Origin of the sequence: Gracilinema caldarium (assembly GCF_029265695.1) — a bacterium.
GTDB lineage: Bacteria > Spirochaetota > Spirochaetia > Treponematales > Breznakiellaceae > Gracilinema > Gracilinema caldarium_A.
On the sequence record NZ_JAJUHW010000003.1, the window covers coordinates 52,793 to 68,166 of the forward strand.

Below are 15,374 nucleotides of genomic sequence, written 5' to 3' on the forward strand. Positions count from 1 at the left end.
TATAAAAGAATTTATAAGTATGGCTCAGCGTTTAGATGTAAGATCCTTACAGCTCTTAATGAGCTCCTTATCTGCTTGCAGCTGTTCTATTGTGCCAGGCAGCCGGTATGTCCAGTTAAAATCGTTGACACTTCCAGGCACATTGATGCGTTCATCCTTAGGATTCGGTGAATACCACCGCGGGGATAGATGCAACAAATCCTGGATTTGGAATATGCAGAATCGGGATGTCGATTTTATAATGTGACCCAAGAGAATGCGGGCCGTATCTGGATTATACCTGTCTTGCAACGATGGTTCGTTAAGAAACTGCTTAAACTGTTCCCGGTCGACTTCGTTTTCCCACCATTGCCGGACCGTGGATGTATCATGAACTGCGGGAGTACAAACAGAAAGTTCTGGATATTCATTAAAAGGAATATAGGGCTCTCCCCATTCTCCCCAGCGCCGGGTCCACCGGACAATTTTAAGGCCTAAAATTCCCAATTCCTGTAGAACTTTAGGGACGCAGGGGGGAATCGCTCCTAAATCTTCTGCGCAGGGAATCATACTGGTAGAAGATGTAAGGACCGACAAAATGGTACGTCCCTGATCTTCCCATAATTGTTCCGATTCTCTGCGTTTCTGTTGTATGAGACTGTCCAGATTCCGTCGTTCCGTCTCGGATAAGGTAGGAAATGCCCTGGTGTCCCAATATGTCCAGGTTGGGCAATAGGTCCCGTCTCCCTGGGGTACTAAAACCCTGTTTCTCCAAACCTTCTGAAAGTATTCTTTAAGGAGGGGATGTATATCGAGCTGTTCAATATCAATTTCCCCCGTAATTTCGTTTTTAAAAAGCCAGAGTTCTTCGTTACCAATCTGGTTCAATGCTTTAACAGCTGCCTTCCGTACTGCCGCCTCGGTCGCAGGGTCTCCCTTCATAGCTTCATACATTTCTGAGCTGGGAATATGGGGTTCAGAAAGCCAGCGAATTCGGGCGCTGTCGAATCCCAGATTCATAAGTTCCTCTGTTGTTATAGGTACCGAAGGAACAAAACGGCCAAGGGTGGCTGAAATATCACGGCGGGAGCTCGACCAGATACGAAAGAATCCCAGCACATGGTCTATTCGGTATGCACTGTAGTAGCGGTCAGCTAGTCTGAGCCGGTCGATCCACCAGGAATAGCCAGCCTTTGCTAAGGTTCCCCAGTTATAAGTAGGGAACTGCCAGTTTTGTCCCAGAGGATTAAGCGGTTCAGGAGGCGCCCCTGCGGACAGATCCCGGTTAAAAAATTCACTATGGGCCCAGACATCTGCCGAATCTTCGTTCATCAATATGGGGATATCCCCTTTGAGTATGAGGCCCATGTCATTGATTATTTTTGCTGCCTGGCGGAATTGCCGGTCCAGAGCTTCCTGTACCCATACCCAGAAAAGATGCTCTTCGTGATATTCGGGATTGTTCCAGAAGCTATCGAGGGTTTTTGCGTCTATGTCTCTGAATTGCTTCCATTCTTTCCAATGGGCTCCGTGGTTAAGATCCTTGAGCCTGCGGTACACTGCATAATCTTTTATCCAGGGATTTTCTAAAATCCATGAATGGAGGGGTTGGCCTGCTTTTGCTGCAGCAAGGATGTCATGTTTCTTTTTATTAAAGATATCTCGAAGCAAGGCTAATTTTGCATCCTGCAAGGGGCCGTATGCAAAACGATCGAGCCCTTCGAATCGGTCCTTTATTTCTTGTAATTGCTTTTCAAATCCGTGGCTTTCCGGTAAGTCTCCGATACGGAGATAGATGGGATGGAGTGCAAAAGCGGTGAGTGCGCTGTACGGCGAACTCTGGAACCCAGAATCGTTGACCGGTAACAGTTGAATCAGCTCTACTCCAATAGCCTTACAGAACTGAGCCAATTCTACCAAATCAGGGAATTCTCCAACCCCAATACTCTTATTGCTTCTAAGAGCACCGAGCGGAACGGCAATCCCTGTGAGCCTTTTTTTTGGGTCTAAAATACGCATACCCCCTCCCCTATGGTGCAGAACATTGTATGTGCTCTGGTATTATACCATGAGTATAGATATGGTAAACCGGTTTTGTAAATAAAAATATATCTGTTTTATAGAAAACCCTTGCTCCAGTGCCATATGGGGACAGAAAGTTCTGAAGAAAAGGGATTTGTCCTGGTAAAATCGGGGAGCCATGAATCATCGGAGACCAGTTCCTGATAAAATCCATCCTCTATATCGAATTCTTCCAGCCACCCCTGGAGCGTATCGTATTCTTTATCATTTACAAAACGGTTAGGAAGTTCTCTGGCATACCGGTTCTTGGGGCTTTTGATGGGAGTGTATTGGGTCATGAGAGAGAGAAGGGCTTTGCCCTTTGCGTGTTCGGCAAACCATGCGAGTACTGCCCGGGTATCTTGCAGTCGGTCAGGCAGTACCAGGTGGCGGATAATAACCCCCGATTCCAAGACTAGGGGCCAGTCTGGATCGATTGGTTTTACCTCCTCTGCAGCTCGGACCGCAGCTCTGCAGGGGCCATATCGGAGCTCCTTTTGCTTGATCATCTCAGTAATTGCTGCTGTAGCTGTCGCTGGATAGTCGGGAGCGTTAAAATACCGGCCTGAAAAATCGCTGTCTAAGGTTTTTAAGTCCGGCAGATATACATCGATCATGGTTTCTGCCTGTTTAAGTGCATGGACCGATTCATAACTCGAAGAATTCCATAAAATTGGAATTGTAAGCCCCAGTTCTCGGGCCCGCGTAATACTGTGCACCAAAGCGGGAATGGCATGACTTCCGGTAACTATATTGATGTTCTCCGCTCCAGCTTTTTGCAGTTTAAGGCAAATCTGGGCACATTCATCGGCGCTGACAACCTTACCCATGCCGCTGTGAGAAATCTGCCAGTTCTGGCAAAAAGCGCAGCCCAAGGTGCAGCCAGTGACAAAAATAGTCCCCGAGCCGCCAAGGCCGGTGAGAGGCGGCTCTTCGCCCCGGTGTATGTTGGCAACAGCAATACGGAGTTCAGCGCTTTCTCCACAATAGCCTCGCTGCCCGCTCCTGCGATTAACTTGGCAGTTGCGGGGACAAAGTGTGCAGGAAGTATAAAAATTATCCAAGTACATAATGTTCCTGATAAATGGCATAGATCTGCTCACGTTGTGTAGTGAATATTTTTATGAGTTCCGGATTAAAATGGGTCCCAGCCTGCTCTATAAGCATTTCAAGAGATTTATCTATTGGAAAGGCTTCCTTGTAGGGCCGCTTTGTAGAAAGGGCATCGAAAACATCTGCTATAGCAACAATCTGCCCTTCTATGGAAATATCCATACCCTTTTTGCCCTGGGGATAACCCGAACCATTCCACCACTCATGGTGGTCAACGATAATGTTATAGGCTGTATGAAGGAGACCGAATCCAAGCTGGTTTACGAGCTGTTGGTTGGCGTTTTTTATTAACTTCCCTCCGATCAGTGGGTGTTGTTTCATGACAATCCATTCTTCCGCTGTTAATGGTCCCGGCTTAAGCAGAATAGAGTCGGGAATGCCAATTTTACCTAAATCATGGAGGGGCGCATATTCTCGGATTTCGTCTGCTTTCTGAGGTGTGATCTGGCCCTCTTCCCGGAGCACATCGGCGATCAAGGCAGAGTAAAGGGAAACCCGGCGGGTATGATCCGCGGTCTCATCGTCTTTAAATTCAACAATATTAACAATTCCATCCCCAAAGACAGAAAGGGTTTTTTGAAGCGCATAGGAATAAAACACCCGGGAGCGGATAATATTAGACACAAGGCTGGCAAATTTACCCATTTCATCGGTATAGATATCCTGCTGGCGATGAGCAAAAAACAAAAAGCCAAAGAGCCGTTGGTTCACCATGATAGGAACAGTTAGATTTGAACGAATTCCCTCCTGCAAAAGCAGCCGTGAAGATAACGTATCCTTTTCAGTCAGCCGGTTAATGATTCTGAAGGGTTGCCGTTGGTCTATAATTTTTTTGAGCGACGTTTCAGAAAGATCCTGCTTGAAACCCTTTTTAAGAAAAACTGGATAATCGCCCCTGACTGTGGCATGAAATGCCACGAGCTGGTTTTGGTAATTATGATAGATAGCCAGAGAGAACCGATCGCAGGGAAGAATGTGCTGGTATTTATCTGAACAGAAAACAGAGCCAAATTGGTCTATAAAGGATTCTATGGAAAAACTGAGATCCATCGTGAGGAGTTCCTGAATCAGGTTCATCAAATCCAGGTTGAGCTGGAAGAAATTCCCCATATCCTGAATTTCCCTATAATAAGGGAATGATTGTATTGATTTATGACCCTCTAGATTGGTGTCTCCGATGAGTAGTACCTGATGAAAATGCAACAGCATGTTTTTTGAAGCGATCAGGATTTTATTGATATATCGGTCGGTAATAATAAAGAGGAGCAGCATGAGAAAAAAGAAGGGGGTAATGGCAATAATTCCAACATGAAAATATTGTAATAATTTTAAAAGTTGTTTGGTTCGTACATCCTGAATCTTAGCAATGACTGCCCTCGTTTCGGTTTGGAGGGCCATGATATCCTGGGCTTTTTTGAGTTCACCTAATCGATTCTGAGGGACATATTTATAAATGCCATCTATAGTTTGGTCTTCTATTATCCCCTGGGAAAAGACCTTATTCAGGCTGCTGAATATGGTGCTGGTATCTATCATAAGGCGCTGGTAAGATTCTGCTGAGCTATAGAGAAATATAAATAAGGCCATTATAAACACAAAGGCCCCAACGGCGATAATAAGCTGTACACGGAAATATGATCCGATTGATTTCATGTGTTTTACCCATTAACCACTATAATGCATCATCCTCATAGATGTAAATGCAAGTTGTCTCAAGCTATGGTCTTGAAAAACCATATTGTTTTACCATAATAAATATTACCACACTGGAGGTGTTGCATGAGCCTTTCTATACGGAGCCGTCTCTTTATTCTTTTTTTGGTTCCTCTGGGTTTTTTCTTGGTTCGAGAGGGCATGAATTTCCAGAAAAACTATGCAGATTACCAGCTCTACAAGAGTCAGCAGAAAAATATCCGGATTATAGGTGTTACGGGGGACCTCGTTACGGCTCTACAGAAAGAACGGGGACTCTCGAGTATCTATGCAAGCTCCGGAAAGGAACTGGATAAAATATCCGCTGAAAGGTCTGCGGTTGATGCAGAGCTTGATCGCTGGAGCAGAGAAGTTGCCCAGGCGGCTTATGTAAAACAGCAGAAAGGCCAGGTCCCGGAAAAAATCCGCGCTGCCCGGAACATGGTGGACGGGAAAACCTTTACTTCTTTTTACGATGTTTTTGATGCATATTCTGCGGTGATATCGGATTTACTGGCGATTTCCAACAAGGCGGTGAACCAGCCTACCATCGGTGGAATCGGCAAGGTGATGTCCTCTGCAGGGATTTTAATGCAAGCCCAAGAGTCCGTAGCCATGACGAGAGGTTTACTGGGCAGTATCCTTGCAGGCCAGCACCAGATCAATGATAAACAACGCTTGCTAGACTTAATTGAAGCCTTTGAGGGCTTTGAGATAAATCTAAAAAGTCCCGCAATTATCTATTCCGATGAGACCAAAAAAGCGGTGAGTGCAATTCTTGCAAGCGAAGCCTACATTGTCATAGAATCGAGTCTTTTTGATGTTTTTGTAAAAAACATGTCCGGCAACTGGGGAACTGGTTATTCCGTTGGGTATGATGAGCTATGGACCAAGGGGACTGGACTAGTAAATGATCTGAACGGAATAGTAAAAGAGGAGCTTACAAAAATTATTGACCGTTCTGTTCAGATGGACAGCAAATATGCATCACAATTCTTATTTACGATTGTTTTAGTAATTATTATGGTGATAGGTATTGTTAGCACCGGTTTTGTCTTTGCCCGGTCTATACGGAGTCCTGTTGTACAGGTTATGCACACCTTTGACTCTATTGCCAAGGGACAGGGCGATCTCTCTCAGGAAATTGCCGTAAGGGATAATTCTGAGCTTGGTAAAATGGCTTTGTATTTTAACAGTTTTACAACCCAGCTCAGCAGGATTATTCGCACTATTCGGGACGAGACCGCACGGCTTAAGAGCCTGGGAGAAAACCTCTCACAGGAAATGGAACAAAGCGCTGCTGCCACTGAAGAAATAAGCACCACCCTTAAAAGCATTCATCAAAATGTGCTGCACCAATCCACCAGCGTTACCGAAAGTGCTGCTACCATCGAGCAGTTCCTGTCCAATATTTCTGAACTAAAAGGCCAGATAGAAACCCAGTCGGCGGCAGTAACCGAGTCTTCCGCCTCCATTCGTCAGATGTTGGAATCAATCCGGCGTATGCAGGAATCCCTGGAAGCAGGTAATGAAAAAATAGCCGATTTGGTAAAAGCCAGTGAAGTTGGAAAGAGTACCCTGGAGCCTCTGATTGCCCAGATTGGCGAAATTACCGAACAGTCCCGGGCCTTGCAGGAGGCAAATAGCCTCATTTCCGGTATTGCAGCCCGCACAAACCTCTTGGCTATGAATGCTGCTATAGAAGCGGCCCATGCGGGTGAACATGGACGGGGTTTTGCGGTAGTAGCGGACGAAATCCGAAAACTTGCAGAAAATGCGGCAAGCCATTCCAAGAGTATCGCCACGAACCTTAAAGCGATACAGCAGGTAATTAACAACGTGGTAGAAAGTTCACAAAAAGTGAGCGAAAGTTTTACCTCTATCAATACGGGTATACAGGAAGTCAATTCGAGTCGTGAGCAGATGCGCCAAGCCATGCTGGAACAGCAGTCGGCTTCCAAAGAGGTTTCTATTGCCTTGGATGAAATTACCACTATCACCAGCAAGGTCGAGGATTTCGCAGGAGAAACCGAGACCGGCAGCAAGCAAATTAAAAGCGAGATGTCCAATCTGCTTCAGGTAACCGAGGAAATTCGGAATGCGGTTGCGGAGGCGTCTCAGGCGCTGGACGAAATAACTGAAACTACCCTCCATGTACACGAACTGAGCGAAGAAAATCGGAAGTCGATTGAGCACATTTATGAGGGTATAGCAGCATTTAAACTTAAAGAAGAAGCATAATTGTTTCACGGGGCTTTTGAAAAGGTAATTCAAAAGCCCTGTTTTATAATAATACATCATTATTATTGATGAATATAAACGATATGTATTGACCTTACTCTGTAAATAGAGTAGCTTGATAAAAGAGTGAGAGAAACTCATAACGTTACTGCTACATTTTCTACTGTTACGCTCCTTTCGAAGTTTTTGATGCCTGCCTTTCCCTGGCCGATATTCAAGAAAACCGACTCGGAAATTAAAGTTATCGTGAAAAGTGCTGTCCGTTCAGTCCGTCTCTTCGCTCTGCCCCGGATTTCTGCGGTCTAATCTTGCGGAAACTGACTGGGAAAAGCGCTTATCCTGTATAGGCGGATTTTATAAGACCCGAACAATTGGGCAAAGGCAGGCCATATATGGCTAAAAAACTTTATGTAGGCAATCTTTCCTACAACACCTTCGAAGACAGTCTTCGCAATCTCTTTTCTTCCTACGGAAACGTAGAATCGGTAAAAATCATTACCGACCGGGATACGGGCTATTCCAAAGGTTTTGGTTTTGTTGAAATGAGCACCGATGCGGAAGCCCAGGCTGCTATTTCTGCGACCAACGGTGTCGAATTCGACGGTCGCCGTCTTAAGGTGAATGAAGCGATGGACAAACCCCGCCGGGATCGGGATAACGGCGGTAACTACGGTCGCTGGTAATTTTTAAACCGGTAGCATAGTTAATGCGTTAAGAAAAGGCTGCTCAAATACTTGGGCAGCCTTTTTTTATTTCATTTTTTAATAGAAAAAGGCTGTTCCATTATTAGATATGCGGCGGACCGAATAGGTTGTTCCGCCCAAAAAGGTTGGCTTGTTTTCGGTCATTTCAAATACATAGCTGAGGGTTGAACCTGTTCCCATTGGATCAAAGCCTACTGTTGCGGTGTTCCCGGAAATTATACAGCTTACAATGCTGTATGGCCGATTGGGAAAATAAGTATTCCAGAGATCTGTGGTAGATGCGGTATTGTACATGGTGGCTGTGGGGTCAAGGCAATCTTTAATTCCCTGTTCGTCCCCAGAATTCACCGCATCTATAAATTTTCCGATCCGGTCCCGGATTGTTTCTCCTGAAAGGCTGCAACCTGCAAGCAGCACCGCTGCGAGTAGTAAGACAATCGAGCCAAGCATAAGGCCGGTTTTAATAGTAGTTTTCTTTTTCATAGCTCCCTCCTGGTTTTTCAGGCCGCAATGCAGCCTGTCAGTAATCGGTAATATTGGTATAAGGTTCAAAGGTTTCCTGAAAATCCTGAATAAGCTTCCGGTAGCGGGCCATAAAGGTTTCATAAGTACTGTCTTTGGTTACCATGTTCCGGGTCCTCACCTGCATATATAGGGGCCCCAGAACATAACGGCGGAGAGACAGGGCCGAAAGGGTATAGTAACGGTAATTTAAAACTGCGCTGCCGGTTTGCAGGGCCAGGGGGAACCACACCTCGTCCCGATATTTCCCCTGGGCTTCCTTGTCGGTGATTTCCGCCATGGTTTTGGCAGCCGCTTCAGATTCGACCCTGGCAGATTCGTATTTGCCAACCCATTCTGCAAGCCCCGCTTTGAACTGTTCTAAAAGGACCTGAGTCCGTTCCAAAGCTGCCAAGGGATCTGCAAGGAGGGCTTCTGCCTTTTCCTGGGCCCAGACAGAAAAATCGAGCTCCCGGCCTAGAACTGAGTATTTTTCTCCCGGAGGACCTCCGACAGGGACTTCCACCGCTTCCTGTTCGCCCAGGTCCACGGTCTTACCCTCCGCGGTGACCGATACAAGTCCGCTTTTCACGATAAAGAGGGAGCTGCCATCAGGTCCTGCAAACACCGTTAGTTCTGTGCCGCGGATGCCCGCGATGGTACTCACCGTTCCGACCCGGGGTTCTTTTCCTGCAAGGCGGTTAAATTTCATGGACACCGAACCAACTACGGTACTGAGGACCTGTTCTTTCTGTCCCCCTGTTTCTACTTCGCGGATGGTAAAGACCGTATTGGGTTTTATTCTGATGACCGCCGCAGATCCCTGTTCGAGCTCTGCCAGGTCCTTTTTACCGGTAATAACCGATTCCCCGGCGCTCAGCCGGCTCCCGTAATCGAGGGGCGCCAAAACTCCCTTGCTGTTTTTATGCTGCGGCTCCCCTTCTAGATACACCACCGTAGTATTCTGGGCCATCAGTATGCCGGCAGAAAAAATGCAGGCAAGGTGAAACCATATAAACAGGCTGCGTTTCATAGAGATCCCCCCTTGCTCGTAAAGCCGATGATTTTAGGTGTGAACCAGGTGCGCCCGCCGGTTATAATGTAAAAAGTTCCCAGGCTTGTTGCCACTTCCGCGACGGCCCCGTCCTTGGGAACATATTTCTTAAAGAAAAATTGGGCATCCTTGGAATTGCCAAAAAGCAGATAACTTTCGCTGTTCACTGGTTGTATCGATACAATTTCTGCTTCGGAAAAGCTGAATCGGGCGGCCCGTAGATTCTGCCAGAGAGATTCTAGGTCGGATTCCCGCACTATTATTTCCCCGTCCAAAAGAAACGGACGACTGGATCGTTTCATGAGGCTTTCGACCGGTTCAGTGTTGAGGGCCTGAATAAGACTCTGTACCCGTCTGGGGTTTTGAGACATAGGCAGGGTAGAACAAGATGCAAGGCCGCCCATAATAAGGGCTCCCATAAGAGAAAATAAAAAGCAGTATACATTCCTATTCATAGTGTAATAATATCCCGGTTTTCATTGGTTCACAAGCAGACTATTTTCATCAATATATGATGGCCCTCACCTCTCGATTTATACCACCTCTTTGGGCTACAATAAAGCTCGGAGGAATACTATGAAACAGGTTCAAGTTAAATTTGCTCTCGTTATTCTAGCTGTCATGCTTGTAGCTGGTTTTGTTTCCTGTGCAAAAAAAGCGGATAACACCGCGGCGCAGCCTAGCCAAGGCACACTGAGCGCTGGTTTGCCAGACCTTAAGGGCCGGACGATACGGGCGGTTACCGAAAATGCCTACACACCCCTAAATTTTGTGGATCCCAAGACCGGCAAGGCTATGGGCTGGGAATATGACGCTACGGAAGAAATTGCCCGCCGGCTGAATGCCAAAGTGGAATGGCACATCACCTCCTGGGACACCATGATTCAGGCGATTCGGGATGGCCAGTTTGATGTGGGTATGGACGGTATTACTATTAACGATGAACGAAAGGCCCAGGTCGATTTTTCCATTCCCTATATGACCAGCCAGCAATTTATGCTGGTTCGTGCCGATGAAACCCGTTTTACCGATGCTAAATCCTTTGCGGCCAATCCAAAGCTGCTCATCGGCTCCCAGGCTGGTACCACCAATTTTTATGTGGCTGTCTATAACGTACTGGACGGGAACGAGTCCAATCCGCGGATTAAACTCTTTGAAACCTTCGGTGCAGCGGTGCAGGCCTTGTTAGCAGGCGATGTGGATACGGTGTTGATGGATGCGGCTTCCAGCAAAGGCTATGTGGGTGCAAACCCTGGGAAACTTAAGGTCCTGGGCGAAGCTCTGGGCACCGAAGAATTCGGCTTTATCTTTAAAAAAGGTTCAGATCTCGTTGAGCCCTTTAACAAGGCAATTGAGTCTATGAAAGCCGATGGAACTCTGGACAGGCTGAATACCAAGTGGTTTTTTGAATACCAGCCGTAAATAGCATGGCGAAACAGGACTTCCCCTGGTGGCTCGGCCTCCTTGCGGTTTTAGCCGCCGCTATCATCGTATCTGTAGCGGTTTCCCCTGATAGCCAGGTTATTTTTACCGCCGTAGCAAAGGGCTTGGGGGTTACTATAACGGTATCTCTTATAGCGTACGGGACTTCGGTACTTCTTGGCCTTATATTAGGGCTCCTCAGGGCTTCTCCTTTTAAGCCCTTTAGGGAATTGGCCACCTTTTATATCGAGGTGGTCCGGGGCCTCCCGATGCTGGTTATCCTTTATTATATCGCCTTTGTCGGGGCTCCGGCCTTGGCATCCGCGTTGAACTGGCTTATCGCACCTTTTATAAAGTTGGGCTGGCTCGCTGCAGTGGAAGTCCGCGCTTTTAATTTTACCGTTCGGGCGGTTCTGGCCCTAACCCTGGGGTACGCGGCTTTTATTGCCGAAATTTTCAGGGCCGGTATCGAAAGCGTGCCCCGGGGCCAGGTGGAGGCTGCCCATGCGCTGGGTTTAAGCCATGGTCAGACTCTGCGGAAAGTGGTGCTCCCCCAGGCGGTACGAAACGTGCTCCCCGCGTTGGCTAATGAATTTGTGGCTATTGTCAAAGACTCTTCCCTCGTATCGGTTTTGGGGGTCCAGGATATCACCCAGCTCGGCAAAGTCTATTCCGCATCGACCTTTAAGTTTTTCGAAACCTACAATGTGGTAGCCCTTTTCTATCTTTTCATTACCATTACTCTTTCTTTGGCGGTTCGTTCCCTGGAGAAAAAACTAAAACGGAGTGTGCATCCATGAATCAGGCTTTGGTACTGCAAAGTGACTTCGGGCTTTCCGATGGGGCCGTTTCGGCCATGTACGGTGTAGCCCTTAAGGTTGCGCCGGACCTAAAAATCTATGACATTACCCACGATATCCCGCCCTACAATGTCTGGGAGGCCTCGTACCGTCTGGTTCAGACCCTGGGCTACTGGCCCGAAGGCACTGTGTTTGTCTCTGTGGTTGACCCGGGGGTGGGCAGCAATCGCCGGAGTGTGGTTGCAAAAACGAAAAGCGGACATCTGGTGGTAACCCCCGATAACGGCACCCTGACCCATGTGGGGGCCTTTTATGGCATTGCCGAGGTTCGCCGTCTGGATGAAACAAGACACCGGCTTGCGGGATCCGAGCTTTCCTATACCTTTCATGGCCGGGATGTATATGCCTATACCGGGGCCCGGCTGGCTGCGGGATTTATTGGTTTTGATGCGGTGGGTGAAATGGTAGCTCCCGAAAGCCTTGTTCAGCTGCCCTTGGTCCATGCCCAACGGGAAGGAGATGTGGTAAGCGGTACTATTGATGCGCTGGATGTCCGCTTTGGCAGCCTCTGGTCCAATATTCCCTATACTATGTTTGCTGAACTGAACATACCCTACGGAGGCCGGGTGGAAGTTTCTATCCGGAACGATACCCGGGAAGTGTACCGGAATACCATGACCTATGCCAAATCATTCGCTGACGTAAACGTAGGGGAGCCCTTGGTGTATATCAATTCACTTTTGAATGTGGCGGTAGCCATCAATCAGGGCTCCTTTGCCCGGGCTTACAATATCGGTACGGGGCTATCCTGGAAAATCGCAGTCAGGCGGGCTCCCAAAATAGTTTATGAATGAAAGGAAAGGTTGATGAACAAATCTGTTGCGCCCATGCTTTGTATTCTGTGTTTGACACTTTTGTTTGCCAATGCTGCTTTTGCTCTCCCCTCGCTCCTGGAAGATCCCCTGCTTAAACAGGATCCTTGGAATTTCCCATCCCCAGGAACAGAACTTGGAGAAAAAGCCAAGACTTTTGTGTTCACCCTGGAAACCCTGCCTCGGGAGGGAAACACAACCTGGATCCGTACCCAGCAGGATATACAGGCTCTGCTGCCCATTTCCATGAAAGCCTTTGCGGAGGTTTTTCTGGATTTCCCGAGTCATGTTTCTTATATGCCCCGGCTTGCAAAAATAACCATGCTGAAACAGGCTGGCGGGCTTTATGAGGTCCGGCAGCGCTATGAAATACGAATTTTAGGTTACATCTATCCGACCGAATACGATATGCGCTACGAATTTGTAGAATATCCAGACAAACGCCGGGCTGAAATACGCTGGCACCTGCTTGGATCCGATGGTTCTATTGGTGGTTCTGAAGGGGGCTGGTTTATGGAAGAAGTTTCTACTCCCAAAGGGCCGGCGGTTAAGGTTCGCAATATCAATGCGGGGCTGGTTCGGAAGGATTTTCCTTTGCAGGCCCAGATTATGAAAATGGTGGGCCCCGGCGAACTTGAAGGAATAGTAACGGCCCTGTACAAGGAAGCCCAGCGCCGGGGCTTAAAGTAGGGTCATCCTAAGCAGCGCAGGGTTTGCGGTCTGGGGCCTGCATCGGCCCCGCCACAGCCTCTCTTACCGAACCACCAGATTGGTTAAAAAGGGTATGGAAATGAAATTTCCGATTGCTCCGCCTAAGGATGAAAGGAAAAAGACTAAGAGTGCCCTGCTGACCCGGTTCCGGTATAGGCCCTTGAGGCTGGTGATATCCTCCGAAAGGTGTTCTATATCCTGAACTCGGGGACGGCGCAGGGTCGCTTCTACCACACCGGCAAAGAGGCCTACGCCAATAAAGGGATTAATGGTTGCCACCGGGGCTCCCAAAAAGGCAGTCAACACCGAAAGGGGATGCCCCAGGGCAAGTATAGTTCCCAGTGCGGCGAGGGAGCCATTCCAGAGCATCCATTGAATAAGCATGGAAAGGCTCACTGCCCCGCCGCTTTTAAAAAAGCCTGCGAGGATAAGCGCTACAATCAGGGCGGGGATGATCCAGGGGGCCAGCTTGCTGAACAGGGAGGACGGCGGGAGCTCTTCCAATTCAAGGGTATTAATAGATGCTGCGCCTTCGGAAAGTTTTTCCAGGTGGGTTTTCACCCCTCCCATATGTCCTGCGCCGATAACAGCCACGATGCGGCTGCCCCGACTCTCCCAGATTTTGGCAGCTAAATACTGGTCCCGTTCATCAATTAAAACTCTTTTTATCTCAGGTAGATAGTTCGCGAGTTCTCCCATCATGCTGTCCAGTTCATTTTTGCTTTTAAGGGACTCAATCTGGTTTTCATCAATTTTTTCAGTGGTAAAGGCACTGGAAAGCAGGGTTGCCAAGAGTTTGTTTTTGCTCCAGAAACTGCAGCTTCCCCAGGCCCGTTTCAGGGTGAGCTGGACTTCACGGTCACAGAGACTATAGGGGATACCCAGTTCTGTAGCCTTGTCTATGGCTGCCCGCATCTCATCTCCCGGTTTAACCCCCAGGTTTTGTCCCATCCGGCGCTGAAAACCCGCCAAGACCAGGTTTGCCATGAGGAGAAACCCTTTTCCCTCCTTAAACACCTTAATTAAGTCGAGTTTTTCCCAGGAATCCTGCTCTTTCATGGACGCCAGGCGCCCCGCATCGAGCTCCACGCAGACCATGTCGGGTTTTACTTCTTCTATTACCTTATTTACTTCGTCTATGCTGTCCCGGGACACATGGGCGGTGCCTACGAGGATTATTTCCCGGTCCTTAAGCGTAAGTTTTGTTTGTGTTTCTTCGTTCATTGGTTCTCCTGGGCTGTCTCCACGGCCTTTACAAAGCGCCGGAATAGAGCCTGTTCATCAATATGTGCTGTGGGATGGATAATTCCACCCGCCATGTGGTCGTGTCCGCCCCCTTCACCGATACCTGCCAGCGCAAGCCTCACCACGGTTGCGGCGGAAATATCGGGTGTTCTGCTCCGGACCGACACATGATACCGGGGACCGCCGGCTTCGACAATGACCGAAACCTGAATTTCCCTGAGGCGCAGAAAAAAATCTGCGAGAATAGAAATGAGTTCCTGGGTGCAGTCGCTGGGAAGCATGGTAAAGAAAAGGTTCCCTTGGGTGTAAAAATGCTGGGTGGCATAGCTGAATGCCCTGAGGTCTGCGATGGAGAGGGATGCTTTTACCACTTGGGTGCCGAACTGCCAGTCGGCCTGAAAAAAGAGCCGGTGGTGGGCATCGAGGTCTGCGGGACTGACCCGGCGGGATAAAAAATCCGTGTCTATTTGTATGCCCATGAGAAGGGCTGTCGCGGTTTGGCGGTCAGGAATCAGTTCCGCCTCCTGCCAGTAGTCGGCGATAATGCTGGAGCATGCGCCGTAGCTGGTACGGATGTCCACAAAAGGAAGCGGCAGTTCCCCAGGGTTAACATGATGATCTATAACGGCTATCAGATTGGATGAAAGGGGATGGGCATTGGCGTTATTGGGACTGCCGTCCACTAATATACAGGGGGCCTCCGCACATTCGGGATCGAGTTCCCCACTTATTTGTTCCAGCGGAATATTGAGATCCCGGATCATTGCATTGAGCGAATGGCTGCGGATTGGATAACGGTGGACCAGGCGGACCTTAAAGGAAAGCCGTTCAAGCAGCCGCCCTAAGCCGAATGCGGAGGCCACCGCATCGTGATCCGGAAAATCGTGGGTTTGCACCAGAATCAGGTTGTCATTCCGCTTCATCCGAAGGGTGGCCAGAATGTAGTTGAATTGTTCAAAGGCGGAACTGCTGCCCATAT

General features: G+C 48.3%; 14 protein-coding genes. 6 read left to right on the forward strand and 8 right to left on the reverse strand.

The annotated features are described in order from the left end of the window. Window positions 1–24 precede the first annotated feature (24 nt). The 3 genes from Q7P68_RS01845 to Q7P68_RS01855 form a co-directional block, all read right to left on the reverse strand. Entirely contained in the window at window positions 25–1,998 is a 1,974-nt protein-coding gene (locus Q7P68_RS01845; protein WP_304222094.1) for a 4-alpha-glucanotransferase, read from the reverse strand. Window positions 1,999–2,096: 98 nt separating this feature from the next. After that, on the reverse strand, window positions 2,097–3,110 hold the full coding sequence (locus tag Q7P68_RS01850; RefSeq protein WP_304222096.1) for a radical SAM protein: 1,014 nt from the start codon (window positions 3,108–3,110) through the stop codon (window positions 2,097–2,099). Beyond that, window positions 3,097–4,806, reverse strand: coding sequence for an HD-GYP domain-containing protein (locus Q7P68_RS01855; protein WP_304222098.1), 1,710 nt, complete (start codon window positions 4,804–4,806; stop codon window positions 3,097–3,099). The genes Q7P68_RS01850 and Q7P68_RS01855 overlap by 14 nt, the downstream gene beginning before the upstream one ends. Before the next feature lie 126 nt (window positions 4,807–4,932). Here Q7P68_RS01855 and Q7P68_RS01860 point away from each other — a divergent pair, with 126 nt between their 5' ends. Both Q7P68_RS01860 and Q7P68_RS01865 read left to right on the forward strand, forming a co-directional pair. After that, complete coding sequence (locus Q7P68_RS01860; protein ID WP_304222100.1) at window positions 4,933–7,086, forward strand: methyl-accepting chemotaxis protein; 2,154 nt, start codon at window positions 4,933–4,935, stop codon at window positions 7,084–7,086. A 392-nt stretch (window positions 7,087–7,478) separates the two neighbouring features. After that, the gene (locus Q7P68_RS01865; RefSeq protein ID WP_304222102.1) at window positions 7,479–7,769 is read left to right on the forward strand and encodes an RNA-binding regulator; all 291 of its coding nucleotides are present in this window, start codon (window positions 7,479–7,481) and stop codon (window positions 7,767–7,769) included. A gap of 78 nt (window positions 7,770–7,847) precedes the next feature. On the opposite strand, the gene Q7P68_RS01870 is transcribed toward Q7P68_RS01865, so the two are convergent. The 3 genes from Q7P68_RS01870 to Q7P68_RS01880 are packed head-to-tail and all read right to left on the reverse strand — an operon-like array spanning window position 7,848 to window position 9,800. After that, entirely contained in the window at window positions 7,848–8,273 is a 426-nt protein-coding gene (locus tag Q7P68_RS01870; protein WP_304222104.1) for a nuclear transport factor 2 family protein, read from the reverse strand. A 37-nt stretch (window positions 8,274–8,310) separates the two neighbouring features. Further along, a complete protein-coding gene (locus Q7P68_RS01875) occupies window positions 8,311–9,324 on the reverse strand; it encodes a FecR family protein (RefSeq protein ID WP_304222106.1) in 1,014 nt (337 codons plus the stop codon). Then, the gene (locus tag Q7P68_RS01880) at window positions 9,321–9,800 is read right to left on the reverse strand and encodes a hypothetical protein (protein WP_304222107.1); all 480 of its coding nucleotides are present in this window, start codon (window positions 9,798–9,800) and stop codon (window positions 9,321–9,323) included. Before Q7P68_RS01880 ends, Q7P68_RS01875 begins: the two co-directional genes overlap by 4 nt. A 121-nt stretch (window positions 9,801–9,921) precedes the next feature. Here Q7P68_RS01880 and Q7P68_RS01885 point away from each other — a divergent pair, with 121 nt between their 5' ends. Genes Q7P68_RS01885 through Q7P68_RS01900 form a run of 4 tightly spaced genes read left to right on the forward strand, consistent with a single transcriptional unit; the run spans window position 9,922 to window position 13,129 of the window. Further along, on the forward strand, window positions 9,922–10,767 hold the full coding sequence (locus Q7P68_RS01885) for a transporter substrate-binding domain-containing protein (protein WP_304222109.1): 846 nt from the start codon (window positions 9,922–9,924) through the stop codon (window positions 10,765–10,767). Window positions 10,768–10,772: 5 nt separating this feature from the next. Then, window positions 10,773–11,567 (forward strand): amino acid ABC transporter permease, encoded by a 795-nt coding sequence (locus Q7P68_RS01890; protein ID WP_304222111.1) that lies wholly within the window; start codon window positions 10,773–10,775, stop codon window positions 11,565–11,567. Then, entirely contained in the window at window positions 11,564–12,421 is an 858-nt protein-coding gene (locus Q7P68_RS01895) for an SAM hydrolase/SAM-dependent halogenase family protein (protein ID WP_304222113.1), read from the forward strand. Before Q7P68_RS01890 ends, Q7P68_RS01895 begins: the two co-directional genes overlap by 4 nt. 12 nt (window positions 12,422–12,433) lie before the next feature. After that, window positions 12,434–13,129 (forward strand): hypothetical protein, encoded by a 696-nt coding sequence (locus Q7P68_RS01900; RefSeq protein ID WP_304222115.1) that lies wholly within the window; start codon window positions 12,434–12,436, stop codon window positions 13,127–13,129. 63 nt (window positions 13,130–13,192) lie between these two features. On the opposite strand, the gene Q7P68_RS01905 is transcribed toward Q7P68_RS01900, so the two are convergent. Together Q7P68_RS01905 and Q7P68_RS01910 are read right to left on the reverse strand one after the other, a co-directional pair. Beyond that, the gene (locus Q7P68_RS01905) at window positions 13,193–14,374 is read right to left on the reverse strand and encodes a TraB/GumN family protein (RefSeq protein ID WP_304222117.1); all 1,182 of its coding nucleotides are present in this window, start codon (window positions 14,372–14,374) and stop codon (window positions 13,193–13,195) included. Beyond that, window positions 14,371–15,372, reverse strand: a complete 1,002-nt coding sequence (locus Q7P68_RS01910; RefSeq protein ID WP_304222119.1) for a DHH family phosphoesterase — start codon at window positions 15,370–15,372, stop codon at window positions 14,371–14,373. Before Q7P68_RS01910 ends, Q7P68_RS01905 begins: the two co-directional genes overlap by 4 nt. Window positions 15,373–15,374 lie beyond the last annotated feature (2 nt).